Annotated in this window: 13 protein-coding genes; 6 read left to right on the top strand and 7 right to left on the bottom strand. The window is 71.0% G+C overall.

All coding sequences use genetic code 11. The features are described 5' to 3' along the window. Positions 1–8: 8 nt before the first annotated feature. Positions 9–1,157, bottom strand: coding sequence for a lipid-transfer protein (locus AB0D53_RS05280; protein ID WP_362441010.1), 1,149 nt, complete (start codon positions 1,155–1,157; stop codon positions 9–11). Between the two features lie 91 nt (positions 1,158–1,248). On the opposite strand from AB0D53_RS05280, the gene AB0D53_RS05285 reads away from it, so the two are divergent. Next, complete coding sequence (locus AB0D53_RS05285; RefSeq protein WP_362440393.1) at positions 1,249–2,808, top strand: FadD3 family acyl-CoA ligase; 1,560 nt, start codon at positions 1,249–1,251, stop codon at positions 2,806–2,808. Positions 2,809–3,145: 337 nt separating this feature from the next. On the opposite strand, the gene AB0D53_RS05290 is transcribed toward AB0D53_RS05285, so the two are convergent. The 3 genes from AB0D53_RS05290 to AB0D53_RS05300 form a co-directional block, all read right to left on the bottom strand. Next, positions 3,146–3,313, bottom strand: coding sequence for a hypothetical protein (locus tag AB0D53_RS05290; protein ID WP_362440396.1), 168 nt, complete (start codon positions 3,311–3,313; stop codon positions 3,146–3,148). A gap of 192 nt (positions 3,314–3,505) precedes the next feature. Next, positions 3,506–3,670, bottom strand: a complete 165-nt coding sequence (locus tag AB0D53_RS05295) for a hypothetical protein (RefSeq protein ID WP_362440399.1) — start codon at positions 3,668–3,670, stop codon at positions 3,506–3,508. A 205-nt stretch (positions 3,671–3,875) separates the two neighbouring features. Further along, on the bottom strand, positions 3,876–6,833 hold the full coding sequence (locus AB0D53_RS05300; RefSeq protein WP_362440402.1) for a BTAD domain-containing putative transcriptional regulator: 2,958 nt from the start codon (positions 6,831–6,833) through the stop codon (positions 3,876–3,878). 263 nt (positions 6,834–7,096) lie between these two features. Here AB0D53_RS05300 and AB0D53_RS05305 point away from each other — a divergent pair, with 263 nt between their 5' ends. After that, positions 7,097–8,329: an amidohydrolase family protein gene (locus tag AB0D53_RS05305; RefSeq protein WP_362440405.1), complete on the top strand. Its 1,233-nt coding sequence runs from the start codon at positions 7,097–7,099 to the stop codon at positions 8,327–8,329. A 73-nt stretch (positions 8,330–8,402) separates the two neighbouring features. On the opposite strand, the gene AB0D53_RS05310 is transcribed toward AB0D53_RS05305, so the two are convergent. Continuing rightward, positions 8,403–9,230 (bottom strand): MerR family transcriptional regulator, encoded by an 828-nt coding sequence (locus AB0D53_RS05310; RefSeq protein WP_362440408.1) that lies wholly within the window; start codon positions 9,228–9,230, stop codon positions 8,403–8,405. A 193-nt stretch (positions 9,231–9,423) separates the two neighbouring features. Further along, positions 9,424–9,627 carry a cold-shock protein gene (locus AB0D53_RS05315; protein WP_003967102.1) on the bottom strand — a complete coding sequence of 68 codons (204 nt, stop codon included), beginning with the start codon at positions 9,625–9,627 and terminating at the stop codon, positions 9,424–9,426. 449 nt (positions 9,628–10,076) lie between these two features. On the opposite strand from AB0D53_RS05315, the gene AB0D53_RS05320 reads away from it, so the two are divergent. The 4 genes from AB0D53_RS05320 (at position 10,077) to AB0D53_RS05335 (ending at position 15,146) form a co-directional block, all read left to right on the top strand. Next, on the top strand, positions 10,077–10,955 hold the full coding sequence (locus AB0D53_RS05320) for a menaquinone biosynthesis protein (RefSeq protein WP_329818515.1): 879 nt from the start codon (positions 10,077–10,079) through the stop codon (positions 10,953–10,955). A gap of 446 nt (positions 10,956–11,401) precedes the next feature. After that, positions 11,402–13,240: a serine/threonine-protein kinase gene (locus AB0D53_RS05325; RefSeq protein WP_362440411.1), complete on the top strand. Its 1,839-nt coding sequence runs from the start codon at positions 11,402–11,404 to the stop codon at positions 13,238–13,240. 72 nt (positions 13,241–13,312) lie between these two features. Continuing rightward, positions 13,313–14,512, top strand: a complete 1,200-nt coding sequence (gene mqnC, locus AB0D53_RS05330) for a cyclic dehypoxanthinyl futalosine synthase (RefSeq protein ID WP_266415686.1) — start codon at positions 13,313–13,315, stop codon at positions 14,510–14,512. A 7-nt stretch (positions 14,513–14,519) separates the two neighbouring features. Then, positions 14,520–15,146, top strand: coding sequence for a hypothetical protein (locus AB0D53_RS05335; protein WP_362440416.1), 627 nt, complete (start codon positions 14,520–14,522; stop codon positions 15,144–15,146). 27 nt (positions 15,147–15,173) lie between these two features. On the opposite strand, the gene AB0D53_RS05340 is transcribed toward AB0D53_RS05335, so the two are convergent. After that, a complete protein-coding gene (locus tag AB0D53_RS05340; protein ID WP_362440419.1) occupies positions 15,174–15,902 on the bottom strand; it encodes a DUF3152 domain-containing protein in 729 nt (242 codons plus the stop codon). Positions 15,903–15,952 lie beyond the last annotated feature (50 nt).

A 15,952-nucleotide genomic window follows, 5' to 3' on the forward strand; every position in this document is an offset into this window, starting at 1 on the left:
TCAACTCCTCAACTCCTCAGCAGTACGGCGGATGTGGGCACGCCCTCACCGGCGGTGACCAGGCACGTCCCGGCGTCCGGGACCTGGGCGGTGGAGACGCCGCGCAGCTGCTTGACGCCCTCGTTGATCAGGTTGAAGCCGTGCACATACGCCTCGCTGAGCCCGCCGCCCCCGGTGTTGATGGGCAGCCGCCCGCCGCTCTCCAGCGCCCCGCCCTCGGTGAACGCGGCGCCCTCGCCGCGCCCGCAGAAGCCGTAGCCCTCCAGTGAGAGCGGGATGAGCGGGGTGAACGCGTCGTAGATCTGCGCGACATCGACGTCGTCCGGGCCGAAGTCGGCCTGCTTCCACAGCTGCCGGGCGGCCGTCCAGGCGGGTCCGCCGAGCGGGTCGTCGTTCCAGTAGTTGACCATCCCGTGGTGCTGGGCGGGCAGCCCCTGGGCGACGGAGTGGATGTAGACGGGCTTCTGCCGGCAGTCCCGGGCCCGCTCGGCGGAGACGATGACGCAGGCCAGTGCCCCGTCCGTCTCCAGGCAGTTGTCGAAGAGGCAGAGCGGCTCGCTGATCCAGCGCGAGGTCATATACATGTCGCGGGTCAGCGGCCGCTCGTACATCACCGCGTCCGGGTTCTGGTTGGCGCGGTTGCGGCAGGCGAGGGCGACGTTGAAGAGATGGTCGCGGGTCGCCCCGTACTCGTGCATGTACCGCCGGGTCAGCATCCCGATCTCGTCGGCCGGCCGCAGCAGCCCGTACGGGCGGGTCCACTGGGCGGGGGTGGGCAGCTGCACCGCGGTGTTCTTCCAGGGCCGGGGCCCCGAACCCCGCTTCCGGGACCGCCAGGCGACCCCGACGCCCGCCTGCCCCGTCGCCACCGCGGCGGCGAGATGCGCGATCGTCGCGCAGGAGCCGCCGCCGCCGTATCCCACCTTGCTGAAGAAGGTGACATCGCCCGCGCCGATGGCCTTGGCGACCTCGACCTCGTCGGTCTCCTCCATCGTGTACGAGGCGAACGCGTCCACCTCCGACGCGGCGATGCCCGCGTCGTCGAGCGCCGCGACGATGGCCCGGCAGGCCAAGGTCTTCTCGGACTCGGGCAGTTGTTTCGCGAAGGCCGTCTGTCCTATGCCGGCTATCGCCGTCGCGTCCTTGAGTGCCGTCACCGCCACCTCCCAGGCCGTCATGACTGCTGACAGCGGCTGAGGCTACAGCTAATCTGACGGATAGTCAGCTACTGCGTCAGGGAGGCGAACGATGCGCGGCGACGAGGAGTGGGGCAGCATCCCGAAGCTGGTCCGGGCGGCGGCGCGGCGGTACGGGGGCCGGGAGGCGGTCGTCGAGGGCCGCACCCGGATCTCGTACGCCGAACTCGGCGAGCGCGTGGACCGGGCCGCCGCCGCGTGCATGGCCTCGGGCGTCGAGCCGGGGGACCGGGTCGCGGTCTGGGCCCCGAACACCCTGGACTGGATCGTCTCCGCGCTGGGGGCGGTGACGGCCGGAGCGGTCCTCGTCCCCCTCAACACCCGCTTCAAGGGCAGCGAGGCGGCGTACATCCTGCAACGCAGCCGGGCGAAGCTCCTCTTCGTCACCGGCACCTTCCTCGGCACCTCGTACGTGGCGTCGCTGCGCCGGGCGGAGGCCGAACTCCCATGCCTGGAGAAGGTGGTGGTGCTGGCGGACGCCGCCCCCGACGACTACGTCACCTGGAAGGACTTCCTGGCGGCGGGGGAGGGGGTGTCCGGTGCGGCGGTACGCTCCCGGGCCGACGCGATCGCCCCCGCGGCCCCCTCCGACATCATCTACACCTCGGGCACCACGGGCCGGCCCAAGGGCGCCGTCATCACCCACGCCCAGACGCTGCGCTGCTACGCGATCTGGAGCGAGCTGGCGGATCTGCGCGAGGGCGACCGCTATCTGATCGTGAACCCGTTCTTCCACACCTTCGGCTACAAGGCGGGCATCATCGCCTGCCTGATGCGGGGCGCGACGATGGTCCCGCAACCGGTCTTCAACGTGGACACGGTCCTGGCCAACATCGCCGCCGAACGCATCTCGGTGCTACCCGGCCCGCCCACCCTCCACCAGTCCCTCCTGGACCACCCGGCACGCTCCGCCCACGACCTCTCCGCCCTGCGCCTGGTGGTGACGGGCGCGGCGGTGGTCCCGCTGAAACTGGTCGAACGCCTGCGCACCGAGCTCCACATCACCACCGTCCTCACCGCGTACGGCCTCTCCGAGGCGAGCGGCATCGTCACGATGTGCCGCCGCGGCGACCCCGCCGGGACGATCGCCTCGACGTCCGGCCGGGCGATCCCGGGCACCGAGATCCGCGTCCTGGCCGACCCCGGCATGCCCGGCGAGGTGCTGGTCCGCGGCTTCCACGTGATGCAGGGGTACTTCGAGGACCCGGAGACCACGGCCGCCGCGATCACCCCCGACGGCTGGCTCCGCACCGGAGACGTGGGCGTCCTCGACGAGGCGGGCAACCTGCGGATCACCGACCGGATCAAGGACATGTTCATCGTCGGCGGCTTCAACGCGTACCCGGCCGAGATAGAACAGCTCCTCGGCCTGCACCCGGACGTCGCCGACGTCGCGGTGATCGGCGTCCCCGACCCGCGCCTGGGCGAGGTCGGCAAGGCGTACGCGGTGCGGCGGCCGGGTACGACGCTGACGGCCGACGACCTGATCGCCTGGTCCCGCCGCGAGATGGCGAACTACAAGGTCCCCAGGGCGGTGGAGTTCGTGACCGAACTCCCGCGCAACGCGAGCGGCAAGGTGGTGAAGGGGGAGCTGCGGGGGCGGGCGGGCTGACGGGGCGGGCTGCTCCGGGGCTCTCGACGGGCAGTCCCCAGCGACCGTGTGGATTCGATGAGCCGTTTGTCATATGCGGCGAAGGCGACGAGGGTCTGCCCCAACCCTTTTGCCGCGGAAGGGTCTGCCCCAACCCTTTTGCCGCGGAGAGGTGCAGCGCGTCGGGTGAGCAGAGGCGGTTGCCTGGGGACAACTGTCACCGTCTCCCCGTGTTCCAGTCGCACAAGTACGGCGGCGGCAGTCCGCGGCAGATCTCGGACGGCGATCCGGGTCGGAGAACGCGGAGAGAGGGGCCCGATTGGTGGCTCGGGCCCCTCTCTCTGCGCGCGGGTGTGGCTCAGCCGGCGTGGTTCTCGTCCTGCGGGGTGACCACGGTGGCGTGGGTGTCGCCAGTCGCATGCGTGTCGCCAGTCATGTGGCTGTCGGCCAGCGCCGGAGTGGCCGCGCCGAGGCCGAGAGCCACGGCGAACGCGGCGGCGACGAGCGTCTTCTTCGTGCGGGTCATTCCAACTCCTGGGGTGGAAACAAGCATCTGGACGTGAAGTGACGCTAGTGACAGCGGGGGTGATGGCGGTACCCCCTGGCGAAAAGTATTCGAACATTGGCGCGATTATGTTGACCGTGTCCATGCAGACATGCAGCGGCCGCGACGGCTCCCCCTCCGCGCCGCCGCGGCCGCTCCCCGTGCGGGTTAGGTCTATCGAACCGGCTTGAACGGTTCCGACGTGGCGTGCTGGTCCAGAGTGGTTACCTCTTCGCCCGTCGCGTGCTGGTCCTGCGTGGTGACCGGAGTCTCCGGCTCGCCGGTCGCGTGCTGGTCAGCCGGCTTGGTGATCGGGTCCTGCTTCTTCGCGTTGGCCATGGTGGTCAACTCTCCATCTCTGGGTGCTGTGTGCAGCGGTTGCCGAGGCCCGTCCGGCTGTTCCCCCGTGGACTGCCGGACGGGCCTCTCGGGCCGCTCACCTTAATGGCGAGGCCCCTGTCGCCCCCGTCTGCCCCCCGACGCGACGGATCGACTGGTACGAGAATGGCGGACTGCGATAAACGAACGATGAACGTGTCGTTCGTCAGGTTGCGGCCGGAGCCAGGAGCGACCGGACGTCCTGGGCCTCGGGAGAGCCGAGTTCCTCGTAGATGCCGAGAGCTTCACGCCAGCAGACTTGGGCGCGCCCGGTCTGCCCTATGCCGTCAAGCGCCCGTCCGAGGACGGTCAGTACGTTTCCACGCCGCCAGTCGCCACCGATTCCGCGGAGGACGGTGAGCGCCGACTCGGAGTACTGGGCCGCCTGGGCCGGGCGGCCGGAGGCGATCTCCACCTCGGCCAGTCGGAACAGCGTCATTCCTTCCCACAGCCGTTGCCGACTGTCGCGGAAGACCTCCAAGGCGTGGTTCAACTGGTTCGTGGCGTCCGAGAGCTTCATGCTCTGAGTGAGCGCGAGGCCCAGAGCGTACCGGCCGTTCGCGCCGCGCAGCGCGTGCCTCAGGGAGTCATAGATCTCAATGCCCGACTGGGCCAGAGTGATTGCACTCTCTGTTCGCCCTGTGGCGAGGTGTATGCGGGACAGGTTGCACAGGGCACTGGCCTCGCCCGGTCGGTTCTCATCATTCCTGAACGCTTCGATGGCCTGCGTGAGGAACGCCTCGCCGTCGGTGTGACGGTTCTGGTAGAGGGCGATGATGCCTCGGGCGTTCGAGGCCCAGCAGGCAGGCAGGAGATCCTTGACCGTGTCGGCCAGCCGCAGGGCCTCCTGGGCCTCGCGGTCGGCGTGATCGAACCGCCCCGCCAGTTGGTGCACATTGGCCAGGGACATGACGGCCCGGCCCTCTGCCCTGGCGTCGCCACAGCCCCTTGTGGCTTCTCGAACCGTGACCGCTGCTGCCTCGTACTGCTTGGAGTTCGCTCCCGACTCGCCCAGATCGAGGGCGGCGTACAGGAGGTCGACGGCGCGGCGCAGAGTGTGAGGATGCGACGACTGACACACGCAGGAAAGGAGGTTGGTCGCCTCTGCGTAGAGCCAGTCCAGAGCGGCGTGCCGGCTCTTGAACGACAGCCCCGCGCACTCCGTCGGCTCCAGATGGTCCACCAGCCGGTCCCCCGGCCGCTCCAGCGCGTACACCCCCGCCGCCGTCGCCAGGTAGAAGTCCAGCAGCCGCGACAGCGCCGCCTCCCGCTCCTCCGGGGGCTCCTCGTCCCGCTCGGCGCACGAACGCGCGTAGAGGCGCACGAGGTCGTGGTAGCGGTAGCGGCCGGGGGCGGCCGACTCCAGGAGGCTGGTGTCCACCAGGGCCTCCAGGAGGTCCTCCGCCGTGTGGGCCTCCAGGTTGAGCAGGGCCGCCGCCGCGGCGAGGGAGATGTCGGGGCCGTCGGCCAGGCCGAGGAGGCGGAAGGCGCGGGCCTGGGCGGGTTCCAGCTGGCCGTAGCCGAGTTCGAAGGTGGCCTTCACCGCGAGGTCGCCCGCCTGGAGCTCGTCCAGGCGGCGGCGTTCGTCGGCGAGCTTGGCGGCCAGGACGGAGACCGTCCAGGTGCGGCGGGCGGCCAGGCGGGAGGCGGCGATGCGGATGGCCAGGGGGAGGAAGCCGCAGGCGGCGACCACGTCCAGGGCGGCCTCGCGCTCGGAGTTGATGCGCTCCTCGCCCACGATGCGGGTGAAGAGCCGGAGCGCCTCCTCGGGGGACATCACGTCCAGGTCGACCAGATGGGAACCGGCCAGGTCGACCATCCGGACGCGGCTGGTGATCAGCGCCGCGCAGCCCGCTGTGCCGGGGAGCAGGGGGCGGACCTGCGCCGCGTCGTGGGCGTTGTCGAGGAGGACCAGGATGCGGCGGCCGTCGAGCGTGGAGCGGTACAGGGCGGCGCGTTCGTCCAGGGAGTCGGGGATCGCCGAGTCCGCGGTGCCCAGCGCGCGCAGGAACGCGCCGAGGACCGTCTCCGGCTCCGCCGCCCGCGCGCCCGCCCCCTGGAGGTCCACGTACAGCTGGCCGTCGGGGAAGTGCTGGCGTGCCCGGTGGGCGACGTGCACGGCGAGGGTGGTCTTGCCGACGCCGCCGATGCCGGCCAGCGCCGAGACGGCCATCACCGAACCCTCGGCGGTCGCCAGCCGGTCGCCCAGGTCGCGGACGAAGGAGGCGCGGCCGGTGAAGTCCGGGACGGTGGCCGGGAGCTGGGCGGGGCGTACCGGCGCGGGGGCCGGCGCCGGTTCGTCCGCGGGGCGGGCGAGTTCCTCGTCGGCCCGCAGGATGCGCTGCTGGAGCTGGGCGAGCTCGGGGCGCGGGTCGACGCCCAGTTCGTCGGCGAGCAGCCGGCGGGTGTCCGCGTAGACGGCCAGCGCCTCGGCCTGACGGCCGCTGCGGTACAGGGCGATCATCAGGAGTTCGCGCAGCCGTTCCCGCAGGGGGTGCGCGGCGGTGAGCGCGGTCAGCTCGGAGACCGCCTCCGCGTGGCAGCCGACCTCCAGGTCCAGGTCCAGGCGGGTCTCGGTGAGCTGGAGGCGCCATTCCTCCAGCCGGGTGCGCTGGTTCTCGGCGTACGGTCCGGGCACGGAGGCCAGGGCCTCGCCGTCCCACAGCCCGAGCGCCTTGTCGAGGAGGGCCCGGGCCTGGCCGCGGTCGCCGGAGGCGCGGGCCTTGTCCGCGTCGGCCGCCAGTTCCCGGGCCACCGTCACGTCGAGGGCGTCGTGGCCGGCCCGGATCGCGTACCCGCCGGCGTCGCTGACCAGCGTCTGAGGGTCGAGCACCTTGCGGAGCCGGGAGGCGTACGTGCGTATGGTGGCGAGTGCCTGCGAGGGCGGCTCGTCGCCCCAGATGGCGTCGATGAGTTCGGCGGCGGTGGCCGTGCGGCCGTCGCGCAGGAGCAGCGCAGCCAGCAGGGCCCGCTGCTGCGGGGAACCGGACGGCAGCGCCTCGCCGTCCCGCCGTGCCCGCACCGGACCGAGCACGGAAAAACGCAGATCGACGTTGCCCGCCGACCGCTGATGCGGAGCGCGCTGCTCCGGAACACGCACGTGTGGCCCGTCGTCACGGTCCATTGCCGCCTCCTGCCCTGCTCGCCCCGCCGGTGTCGCCCATCGTTCTGTCGCTGCCTGCCTGGATATGCCCGCCCATGTGCCGGTCCGGGGCGGGTGGATCCGGATTGCTCGGTACCGCTGGTATCGCGCTCAACAGTCTGCCTTGTCTTGGGCGGACACGTCAGCAGTGGGTGACTCTCTGCACAAGCCCTCGACAACGATTGAGGAACGGGGTCCGGTCGAGATTACTGACGGTTCGTCAGATCGGCGCTACCGTGGAGAACATGGAGACCTTCCCGAAGATCATCTCGGTGGACGACCACACGGTGGAGCCCGCTCATGTCTGGCGGGACCGGCTCCCGTCCAAGTACCTCGACCGCGGCCCGCGGATCGTCCGCGCACCGCTCAAGGAAATGACCTTCATGGGCGGGAAGTTCGCGCCCGTGATGGGTGCGAAGGGTGACGACGGGCCGATCGGCGACTGGTGGGTGTACGAGGATCTGCACCGCCCGCTCACCCGGCTCGACACCGCGGTCGGCTACGACCGGGACGAGATCAAGCTGGAGATCATCACGTACGAGCAGATGCGTCCGGGTTCGTTCTCGGTGCCCGAACGTCTCGCGGACATGGACGTCAACCACGTCCAGTCCGCGCTCTGCTTCCCCACCTTCCCGCGCTTCTGCGGCCAGACCTTCACCGAAGCGAAGGACCGCGAGCTGGGGCTGCTCGGGGTGCGCGCGTACAACGACTGGATGGTCGAGGAGTGGTGCGGCCCCGAGGCGCGGGGCCGGCTCATCCCGCTCACCCTGATCCCGCTCTGGGACGCGCGGCTGGCCGCGGAGGAGGTCCGGCGCAATGCGGCGCGCGGCGTGCGCGCGGTGGCGTTCTCCGAGATACCCCCGCACCTCGGACTGCCGTCGATTCACACGGACGAGTGGGATCCGTTCCTGCAGGCATGTGACGAGACGGGGACGGTGATCGCGATGCACATCGGCTCGTCCTCGCGGATGCCGTCCACCTCGGCCGACGCCCCGCCCGCCGTCGGATCCACCATCACCTTCGCCAACTGCTGCTTCTCGATGGTCGACTGGCTGATGAGCGGCAAGTTCGAGCGGTTCCCGAACCTCCGGATCATGTACGCGGAGGGCCAGATCGGGTGGATCCCGTACATCCTCGAACGCGCCGACGTGGTCTGGGAGGAGAACCGGGCCTGGGGCGGCGTCGCCGACAAGGTCCACCGCCCGCCGTCCGAGCTGTTCGCCGAGCATGTCTACGGCTGCTTCTTCGACGACGCCTTCGGGCTCAAGAACCTGGACTCGATCGGCGTCGGGAACGTCCTGTACGAGACGGACTACCCGCACTCCGACTCCACCTGGCCCGAGTCGCGCGAGGTCGGCGAGGCGCAGATGGGGCATCTGGACGCCGATGTGGTGGACCGGATCGTGCGCCGCAACGCGATCGACCTGCTCGGACTGACGGACGACGGGCTGTGGGCCGGACCCGGCGGCGGACACTAGGCGGTGGAGGAGAACGTGACACTTCAAGAGTCGGGTGTCACGTTCTCCTCCTGCCGCGGGTGTCCGGAGCGGGTCAGACCTTGATGACCGGCTCCTGGATCTCCGTCACCCACTTGTCCCGGTCCTCGGGGCACTCCAGGCTGACCTCGCGGGCGTATCCCGCGGACCGGTAGCCGTTGGCGTCGATCCAGCGGGCCAGGGCCTGGGTCGTCGGCAGCACGCCGTCCATCGAACCCCGGTGGACGATGGCCGCCGCCTCGAACGGGGGCAGTTCGACCACCGTGATCCCGGTGTCGCCCAGCGGGCCCACCGGGGCGGACACCGTGACCCCCGCGTGGACGACGACGGCGCCGCCGCCTTCCGGGGCATCCTCGTAGTACGCGATCCCCGGCCCGCTCTGGCCGACGCCCGTACCGTCCAGCAGCGGGAACAGCCGGTCGTACAGCGGGCCGATCACCGGAGTGATGTCCTCCGGTTCATAGCTCGCCGCGGTGCCGGCCAGCTCTGCGACCCGTACGGCGGCGACGTTCTTGATGACGGCATCGTCCATGGACATGCGTCCCTCGCTCTCGATCGACCGGAGCCTCGCCTCGACCTGCGCCAGCCGTGCGGCCGCCGCCCTCATGGCCTCCTCCAGCTCGGCCCGGCGCAGCCGCAGCATCCCGCGCAGCTCCTCCGGTCCCACCTGCTCGTCGAGGACGGCCCGCACCTGCTGGAGCGTGAAGCCGAGATCCTTGAGGGCGATGATGCGGTTGAGGCGGGCGAGCTGGGCGGCGCCGTAGAAGCGGTAGCCGGTGGCGGGGTCGGTGCGGTCGGGGTGCAGCAGCCCGATGGCGTCGTAGTGACGCAGCATCCGGGCCGACACCCGCCCGTACCTGGCGAAGTCTCCGATGGTGAACATGATGTCTCCCAGCGCACCCCTTCACGCGGTGTCAAGGTCAAGCGTCGCCGCCCCGCGGCCGGGAACCGGAGGAAAAGGCGGACGTCGGAAGATGAGGAGGAACGGAAAAGGCAGGAGCCCCGTTCCCCGCCGAAGCGGAGGAGCGGGGCTCCTTGGGTACTGCTAGCCGGCCGCGATCGGCCGACCCGGGCAACTAGGCCGGGGTGACGTTCTCAGCCTGCGGACCCTTGGGTCCCTGAGTGACGTCGAAGTTCACGACCTGGTTCTCCTCGAGGGAGCGGAACCCGGACGCGTTGATCGCGGAGTAGTGGACGAAGACATCCGGGCCGCCGCCGTCCTGGGCGATGAAGCCGAAGCCCTTTTCAGCGTTGAACCACTTGACGGTTCCGGTAGCCATAAGCCCTCCTTGGGCCAAAGGGTTGCCCTGCTCCAGAACCTGCAAAGAAGTCTGAAAACTACAAAAGCCTGCGGGTTACATGCTCCGCAGGCTCTGTACTGCAAGGGAAACCAAACTGCAACTTGCGTCGAGCCTAGCACGCAGCGTGTATCGAACGGTAGAGGGAAAGATCACTTCACTCGGATGTTTGATTGGTGTGCTGATGAGCTGACGAAGTGGGCGTACCGGAGGGTGTCGCGAAGGCGACTTCCAGGGGTACGGAGGGCGTCTTCGAGGCGCCCCGCAGGCGGCTCCACAGGCGGCTCCGGACGGGCTCCGGACGGGCTCCGGACGGGGCCGGGGCGGCATCCGTGTTTCCGTACGGTGGGATGCGGGCTCCCGCGGGGTGAGACCGGGCGCCCCGCGCCCCCGGTGCCGTACGGATCGCGCCACGGGTCTAGCCTCGCGATGTGGACAATTCAACCGTCTCAACCGTCGCAGGCGACGGCCGTCGCAGCCGGCCGCGCGTCGGCCACATCCAGTTCCTGAACTGCCTCCCCCTGTACTGGGGCCTGGCACGCACCGGGACCCTGCTCGACCTGGAGCTCTCGAAGGACACCCCGGAGAAGCTCAGCGAGCAGCTGATCCGGGGCGATCTGGACATCGGCCCCGTCACCCTCGTGGAGTTCCTGCGCAACGCCGACGACCTGGTCGCCTTCCCCGACATCGCGGTGGGCTGCGACGGGCCCGTCATGTCCTGCGTGATCGTGTCGCAGGTGCCGCTGGACCAGCTGGACCGGGCCCGGGTGGCGCTCGGCTCGACCTCGCGCACCTCCGTACGCCTGGCCCAGCTGCTGCTCGCCGAGCGGTACGGGGTCGACCCGGACTACTACACCTGCCCGCCGGACCTCGGCCTGATGATGCAGGAGGCGGACGCCGCCGTGCTGATCGGCGACGCCGCGCTGCGCGCCAACCTGCACGACGCGCCGCGGCTCGGCCTCCAGGTCCACGACCTGGGCCAGATGTGGAAGGAGTGGACCGGGCTGCCGTTCGTCTTCGCTGTCTGGGCGGCCCGCAAGGACTACCTGGCGGCCGAGCCCCACCACGTGAACAAGGCGCACGAGGCCTTCCTGGCCTCACGGGACCTCTCCCTGGAAGAGGTCACCAAGGTCGCGGAGCAGGCGGCGCGCTGGGAGGCCTTCGACTCGGAGGTGCTGGAGCGGTACTTCACGACCCTGGACTTCCGCTTCGGCCCGGACCAGCTGGCGGGTGTGCGGGAGTTCGCGCGCCGGGTCGGTCCGACGACCGGCTTCCCGGCGGACGTGAAGGTCGAGCTGCTCGGCGGCTGACCGTGCGGCGGGCCGGGGAGAGGGGCCGGGATATGCGGGATATAGGTGAATCCTGTACTTCTTCGGCCGGGACTTCTTTCGAGCGGGGCTTCTTCGAGCGGGGCTTCTCCGGCCCGGGCCACTTCGGGCTCTTAATCCCCGCTCGCCCTTCTCCCGGCTTCCCCGGCATCTCCCGTTCCTTCTCCTCCTTCTCCCGGTTCCGCCGATCCGGCCTCGATTCGGGTTATTACGTCTCGAATAGCCGATTCCCGGATGGTGACGGCGGCGTGCCCCGGCCGGAACCCGGAATCGCTCGGGTGAACGACGCATTCACGCCTTTTGTTGTGTCGAAAGCTGTTGTTCGTTCCCTTAGGAGCGAAATAGGCGGATGGTTTCCTCTGTGACCCGATGACCTTCGCCCCCTAGGCTTCGGTCGGAGGTCAGGCCGGTCCACAGGGGGAGTCCATATGCAGCCGCTGGAAGCCGGCGAACCGCTGAGCATCGGTGCCTACCGATTGCTCGGCAGGCTCGGTGCGGGCGGCATGGGCCGGGTCTATCTGGGGCGCAGCGCCGGCGGGCGCACCGTCGCGGTCAAGGTGGTGCACCCGCATTTCGCTCTCGACGAGCAGTTCCGTGCGCGCTTCCGCCGCGAAGTGGACGCGGCACGGCGGATCGGCGCGCAATGGACGGCCCCCGTTCTGGACGCCGACCCGGATGCGCCCATTCCCTGGGTCGCCACCGGCTACGTGGCCGGCCCGCCGCTCTCCGCCACGGTCGCCGAGCACGGACCGCTGCCCGAGAACGCGGTACGGACACTGGGCGCCGGACTCGGCGAGGCACTGGCCGCGGTGCACGGGCAGGGCGTCATCCACCGCGATGTGAAGCCGTCCAACGTACTGCTGGCCCTGGACGGCCCCCGGCTGATCGACTTCGGGATCGCGCACGCCATCGGCGCCACCGCCTCGCTCACCTCCACCGGGGTCTCGGTCGGCTCGCCCGGCTACATGGCGCCGGAACAGATCCGGGGCACCGACATCTCGGGTGCGGCCGATGTCTTCTCGCTCGGCGCGGTGCTCGCGTACGCGGCGACCGGTACCGCTCCCTTCCTCGGCGACTCCTCGGCCGTACTCCTCTACAAGGTGGTGCACGAGGAGCCCGAGCTGGGGGAGCTGGAGGGTGACCTGCGGGAGGTCATCGCCGGCTGTCTGGAGAAGGAGCCCGAGGACCGGCCCACGCCCATGGAGCTGGCCCGGCGGCTGGCGCCGGGCGGGGCCGCCGCGCTGGTGGCGGCCGGCTGGTTGCCCGGGCCGCTGGTGCGCGAGGTCAGCCAGGCGGCGGTCGCGCTGCTGGACCTGGAGCCGCAGGACGCGCCGGCGCAGTCGGGGCCGGTGCCGTTCAGCAGCGCGGCGTGGGGGGCCGGTGGCGCCACCGACATGAACGGGGTGAACGCGGCGGGGACCGCGGGCGTGGGCGGCGGGTTCGGGACGCCGGCCGAGCCCTTCCCCACGCACGACCCGACCCGGCTGTCCCACCCGGGCGTCCTGCCCTCGTGGCCGGCGACCGCGGGCGCGGCCCAGTCGGCCAGGACGGCGGGGGCGTCCGGGCCGCCGTCGCGGACCGACGCGTCCGGGCTGCCCGGACCACGCGCGTCCGACCCCCATTTCTCCGTCACCGTCAGCGCGGACTCAGGCCCGGCCCGGCCGGATGCGGACCGGGGCCGGAGGCTGAGCTGCACCGTCGCCCTCGCGGTGGCGGGTGCGCTCGCCGCAGTGACCGTGGGCGGCGCGTTCCTCTTCGACCTGATGCCGGGCGGCGGCGGCCGGAACAACGCCGATCACGGCAACGTCGGCGGCACCCCGCCCGCCGCCACCCCGTCCGGCGGGCCCTCACAGCCCGCGGACTCGGACACCGGGAGCCCGGAGCAGATCACCGAACTCCCGAAGGAGTTCATCGGCACCTGGAGGGGCCCGGTCACCGAGAAGACCACCGGGGAGCCGCACGGCACGCTCACCGCCGTCTTCACCGCGGGGAAGAAGGGCACGGACGTGGTCCGGATGAACACCGAGCTCAGCAGCCTCGGGGTCACCGTCAGCTGCAACAGCGTCGCCAGCCTCACCTCCGGCACCGCCGAGGAAGTGACCCTGCACGAGCGCGTCGACCCGGACCGGCCCAGTACCCCGGCCCTGTGCACCTCCACCACCACCGATGTCCACTTCACCCGGGCCGCCGACGGAACCCTGCGTTTCCGGTCCGAGGAGCGGGGCGCGGGCCTGCCGTACGGCACGCTGAGCCGGTCCGGCGGCTGACCCCGCAAGGGGCTGGCGTACGCTGAGCCGGTCCGTAGATCCGTTGAAAAACCGCCGAAAGGTGACAGCCCGGTGACCGAGAAGGCCGACCTTCAGCCCATCCTCGACCGAGCCGCCGAGGGCGGTCGGATCTCTCCGGAGGAGGCGCTCGACCTCTACCGCTCGGCGCCGCTGCACGCACTGGGCGCGGCCGCCGACGCCGTACGCCGCCGCCGTTACGCCGGTACGGAACACATCGCGACGTACATCATCGAGCGCAACATCAACTACACGAACGTCTGTGTCACGGCCTGCAAGTTCTGCGCCTTCTACGCCGCGCCGAAGGACACCGCCAAGGGCTGGTCCCGCGACCTCGACGACATCCTGCGCCGCTGCGCGGAGACCGTCGAGCTCGGCGGTACGCAGATCATGTTCCAGGGCGGGCACCACCCGGACTACGGCGTCGAGTACTACGAGGAGCACTTCTCCGCGATCAAGAAGGCGTTCCCGCAGCTGGTCATCCACTCGCTGGGCGCCTCCGAGGTCGAGCACATGGCCCGGATCTCCAAGGTCTCCGTCGAAGAGGCCGTCCAGCGCATCCACGCCGCCGGTCTCGACTCCTTCGCGGGAGCCGGCGCCGAGCTGCTGCCCGCCCGGCCGCGTACCGCGATCGCCCCGCTCAAGGAGTCCGGCGAGCGCTGGCTGGAGATCATGGAGATCGCCCACCGGCTCGGTGTCGAGTCCACCTCCACCATGCTGATGGGTACCGGCGAGACCAACGCCGAGCGCATCGAGCACCTGCGGATGATCCGCGACGTGCAGGACCGCACCGGCGGCTTCCGCGCCTTCATCCCGTACACCTACCAGCCGGAGAACAACAAGCTGAAGGGGCAGACGCAGGCCACGCTCTTCGAGTACCTGCGGATGATCGCCATCGCCCGGATCTTCCTCGACAACGTCGCCCACATCCAGGGCTCCTGGCTGACCACCGGCAAGGAGGTCGGCCAGCTGTCGCTGCACTACGGCGCCGACGACCTCGGCTCGATCATGCTGGAGGAGAACGTCGTCTCCTCGGCAGGTGCCAAGCACCGCTCCAACCGCCTGGAGATCATCGACCTGATCCGCAAGGCGGACCGGGTGCCGGCCCAGCGAGCCACCACGTACGAGCACCTCGTCGTGCACGACGACCCGGCGAACGACCCGGTCGACGAGCGCGTGGTCTCGCACATCTCGTCCACCGCCATCGAGGGCGGCACGGCGCACCCGGAGCTGAAGCTCCTCAACGCCAACTGAGGCCGTCTTGCTGACGGTTCATGCCGCCGACGCGGTGCACGGCGCCCCGGAAGGGGCGGACTCCGTGGCCGTGGACGGCGGCGTGGTCGTCGCCGTCGGCCCGTACGGGGAGCTGACCGCCGCCCGTCCGCGGGCCCGGATCCGGCGGTGGTCCGGGCTGATCACCCCGGGGCTGCTGAACGCGGCGGCCCCGGCGCTGCTGGAGGCCGCCTACCACCCGGACCCGCGCGAGGCGGACGAGCTCGGCACCGAACCGCTCACCGGCGGCGCGCTCACCGCACTCGGCATGGACGACGCCCGCTGGGGTGCCAGTGCCCGGCGCGGCCTGCAACGGATGCTGCGGCACGGCACGACCGCCGTGCGGGGTCCGTTCACCCGCCCCGCCGTGCGTACTGCGGTCGCTCGCTCGGGCCTGCGCGTCCTCGCCCCCGGCCCGGTGCCGGAACACGTGTCGCTCGACCCACTGGCTTCGGTGCCGGAGCCGGGCGAGGCGTTCGCGGCGGCCCTGACCGTCGGCGGGCCCGCGGATCTGGCGGTGTTCGCCGTACCGGACCTCGCGGCGCTGCGGGCCGAGGGTGCCGGGAGCTGCGTGGCTACGGTGCTCGGCGGCCGGCTGGTCTTCCGCCGCAGCTGACGCGTACGTACGGCGGGTCGGGCCGGCTCACGGTACCGCGGGGCCGCCCAGATAGCGGCCCTGCGCGTCGTACGGCCAGGCGTTGGAGACACACCCCTTCAGCCCGTAGATCTGCTGCATCATCGCGGGGGCGGGGCGGCCCTTGCCCGGGCAGGTCTCGTGGCCGTGGCCCAGCCAGTGGCCGACCTCGTGGTTGATGATCAGGGCCCGGTACTCGGCGAGCGGGCCGTGGAACTCGGGCGATCCGTGCTGCCAGCGCTTGAGGTTGACCATGACGTCGGTGCCGACCCGGCAGTTGACCTCGCCGTGGGTGTCGAGGCCGCCCTCGCCGCAGAGGGCGTCGGTGGTGGCGGGGGTGGCGATACGGATGACGAGTCCCGCCGGTCCTGCGGCGACCCGGCGGAAGGTCTGCTCGCCGTGGTGCGACCAGCCCCGCGGCGCGGCCAGGATCCGGGCGATCTCGGCGGCGGCCCGGTCCGGGTCGACGCCCGAACCGTTCTCCACCTCGACCCGGTACGCCCTGCCCCTGCCTCCGCCCTTGCCCTTGCCCTCGGCGGTGTCCTGGGCGTGGGCGACGGTGAACGCGCCGGTGCCCGGCGAACTCGCGGGTGCGGACGGCGCGGACGGCTTCTCCTCGGCGCCGGTGCTCCACCGGGGCCCCAGCACGGCCGCGGCACAGATCAGCGCCGCCGGGACCACCACGGCGGCGGACAGGCGTCTTCGGCGGCCCTCTGGCCCTGAACCTCGTGCGGACATCTGGGCTCCCCTGGATCCCGGCGGCTCGGTGCCCCCTTCTGTACTGACCG

Source organism: Streptomyces sp. NPDC048295, assembly GCF_040652135.1.
In the GTDB taxonomy this organism is placed as follows: Bacteria; Actinomycetota; Actinomycetes; order Streptomycetales; family Streptomycetaceae; genus Streptomyces.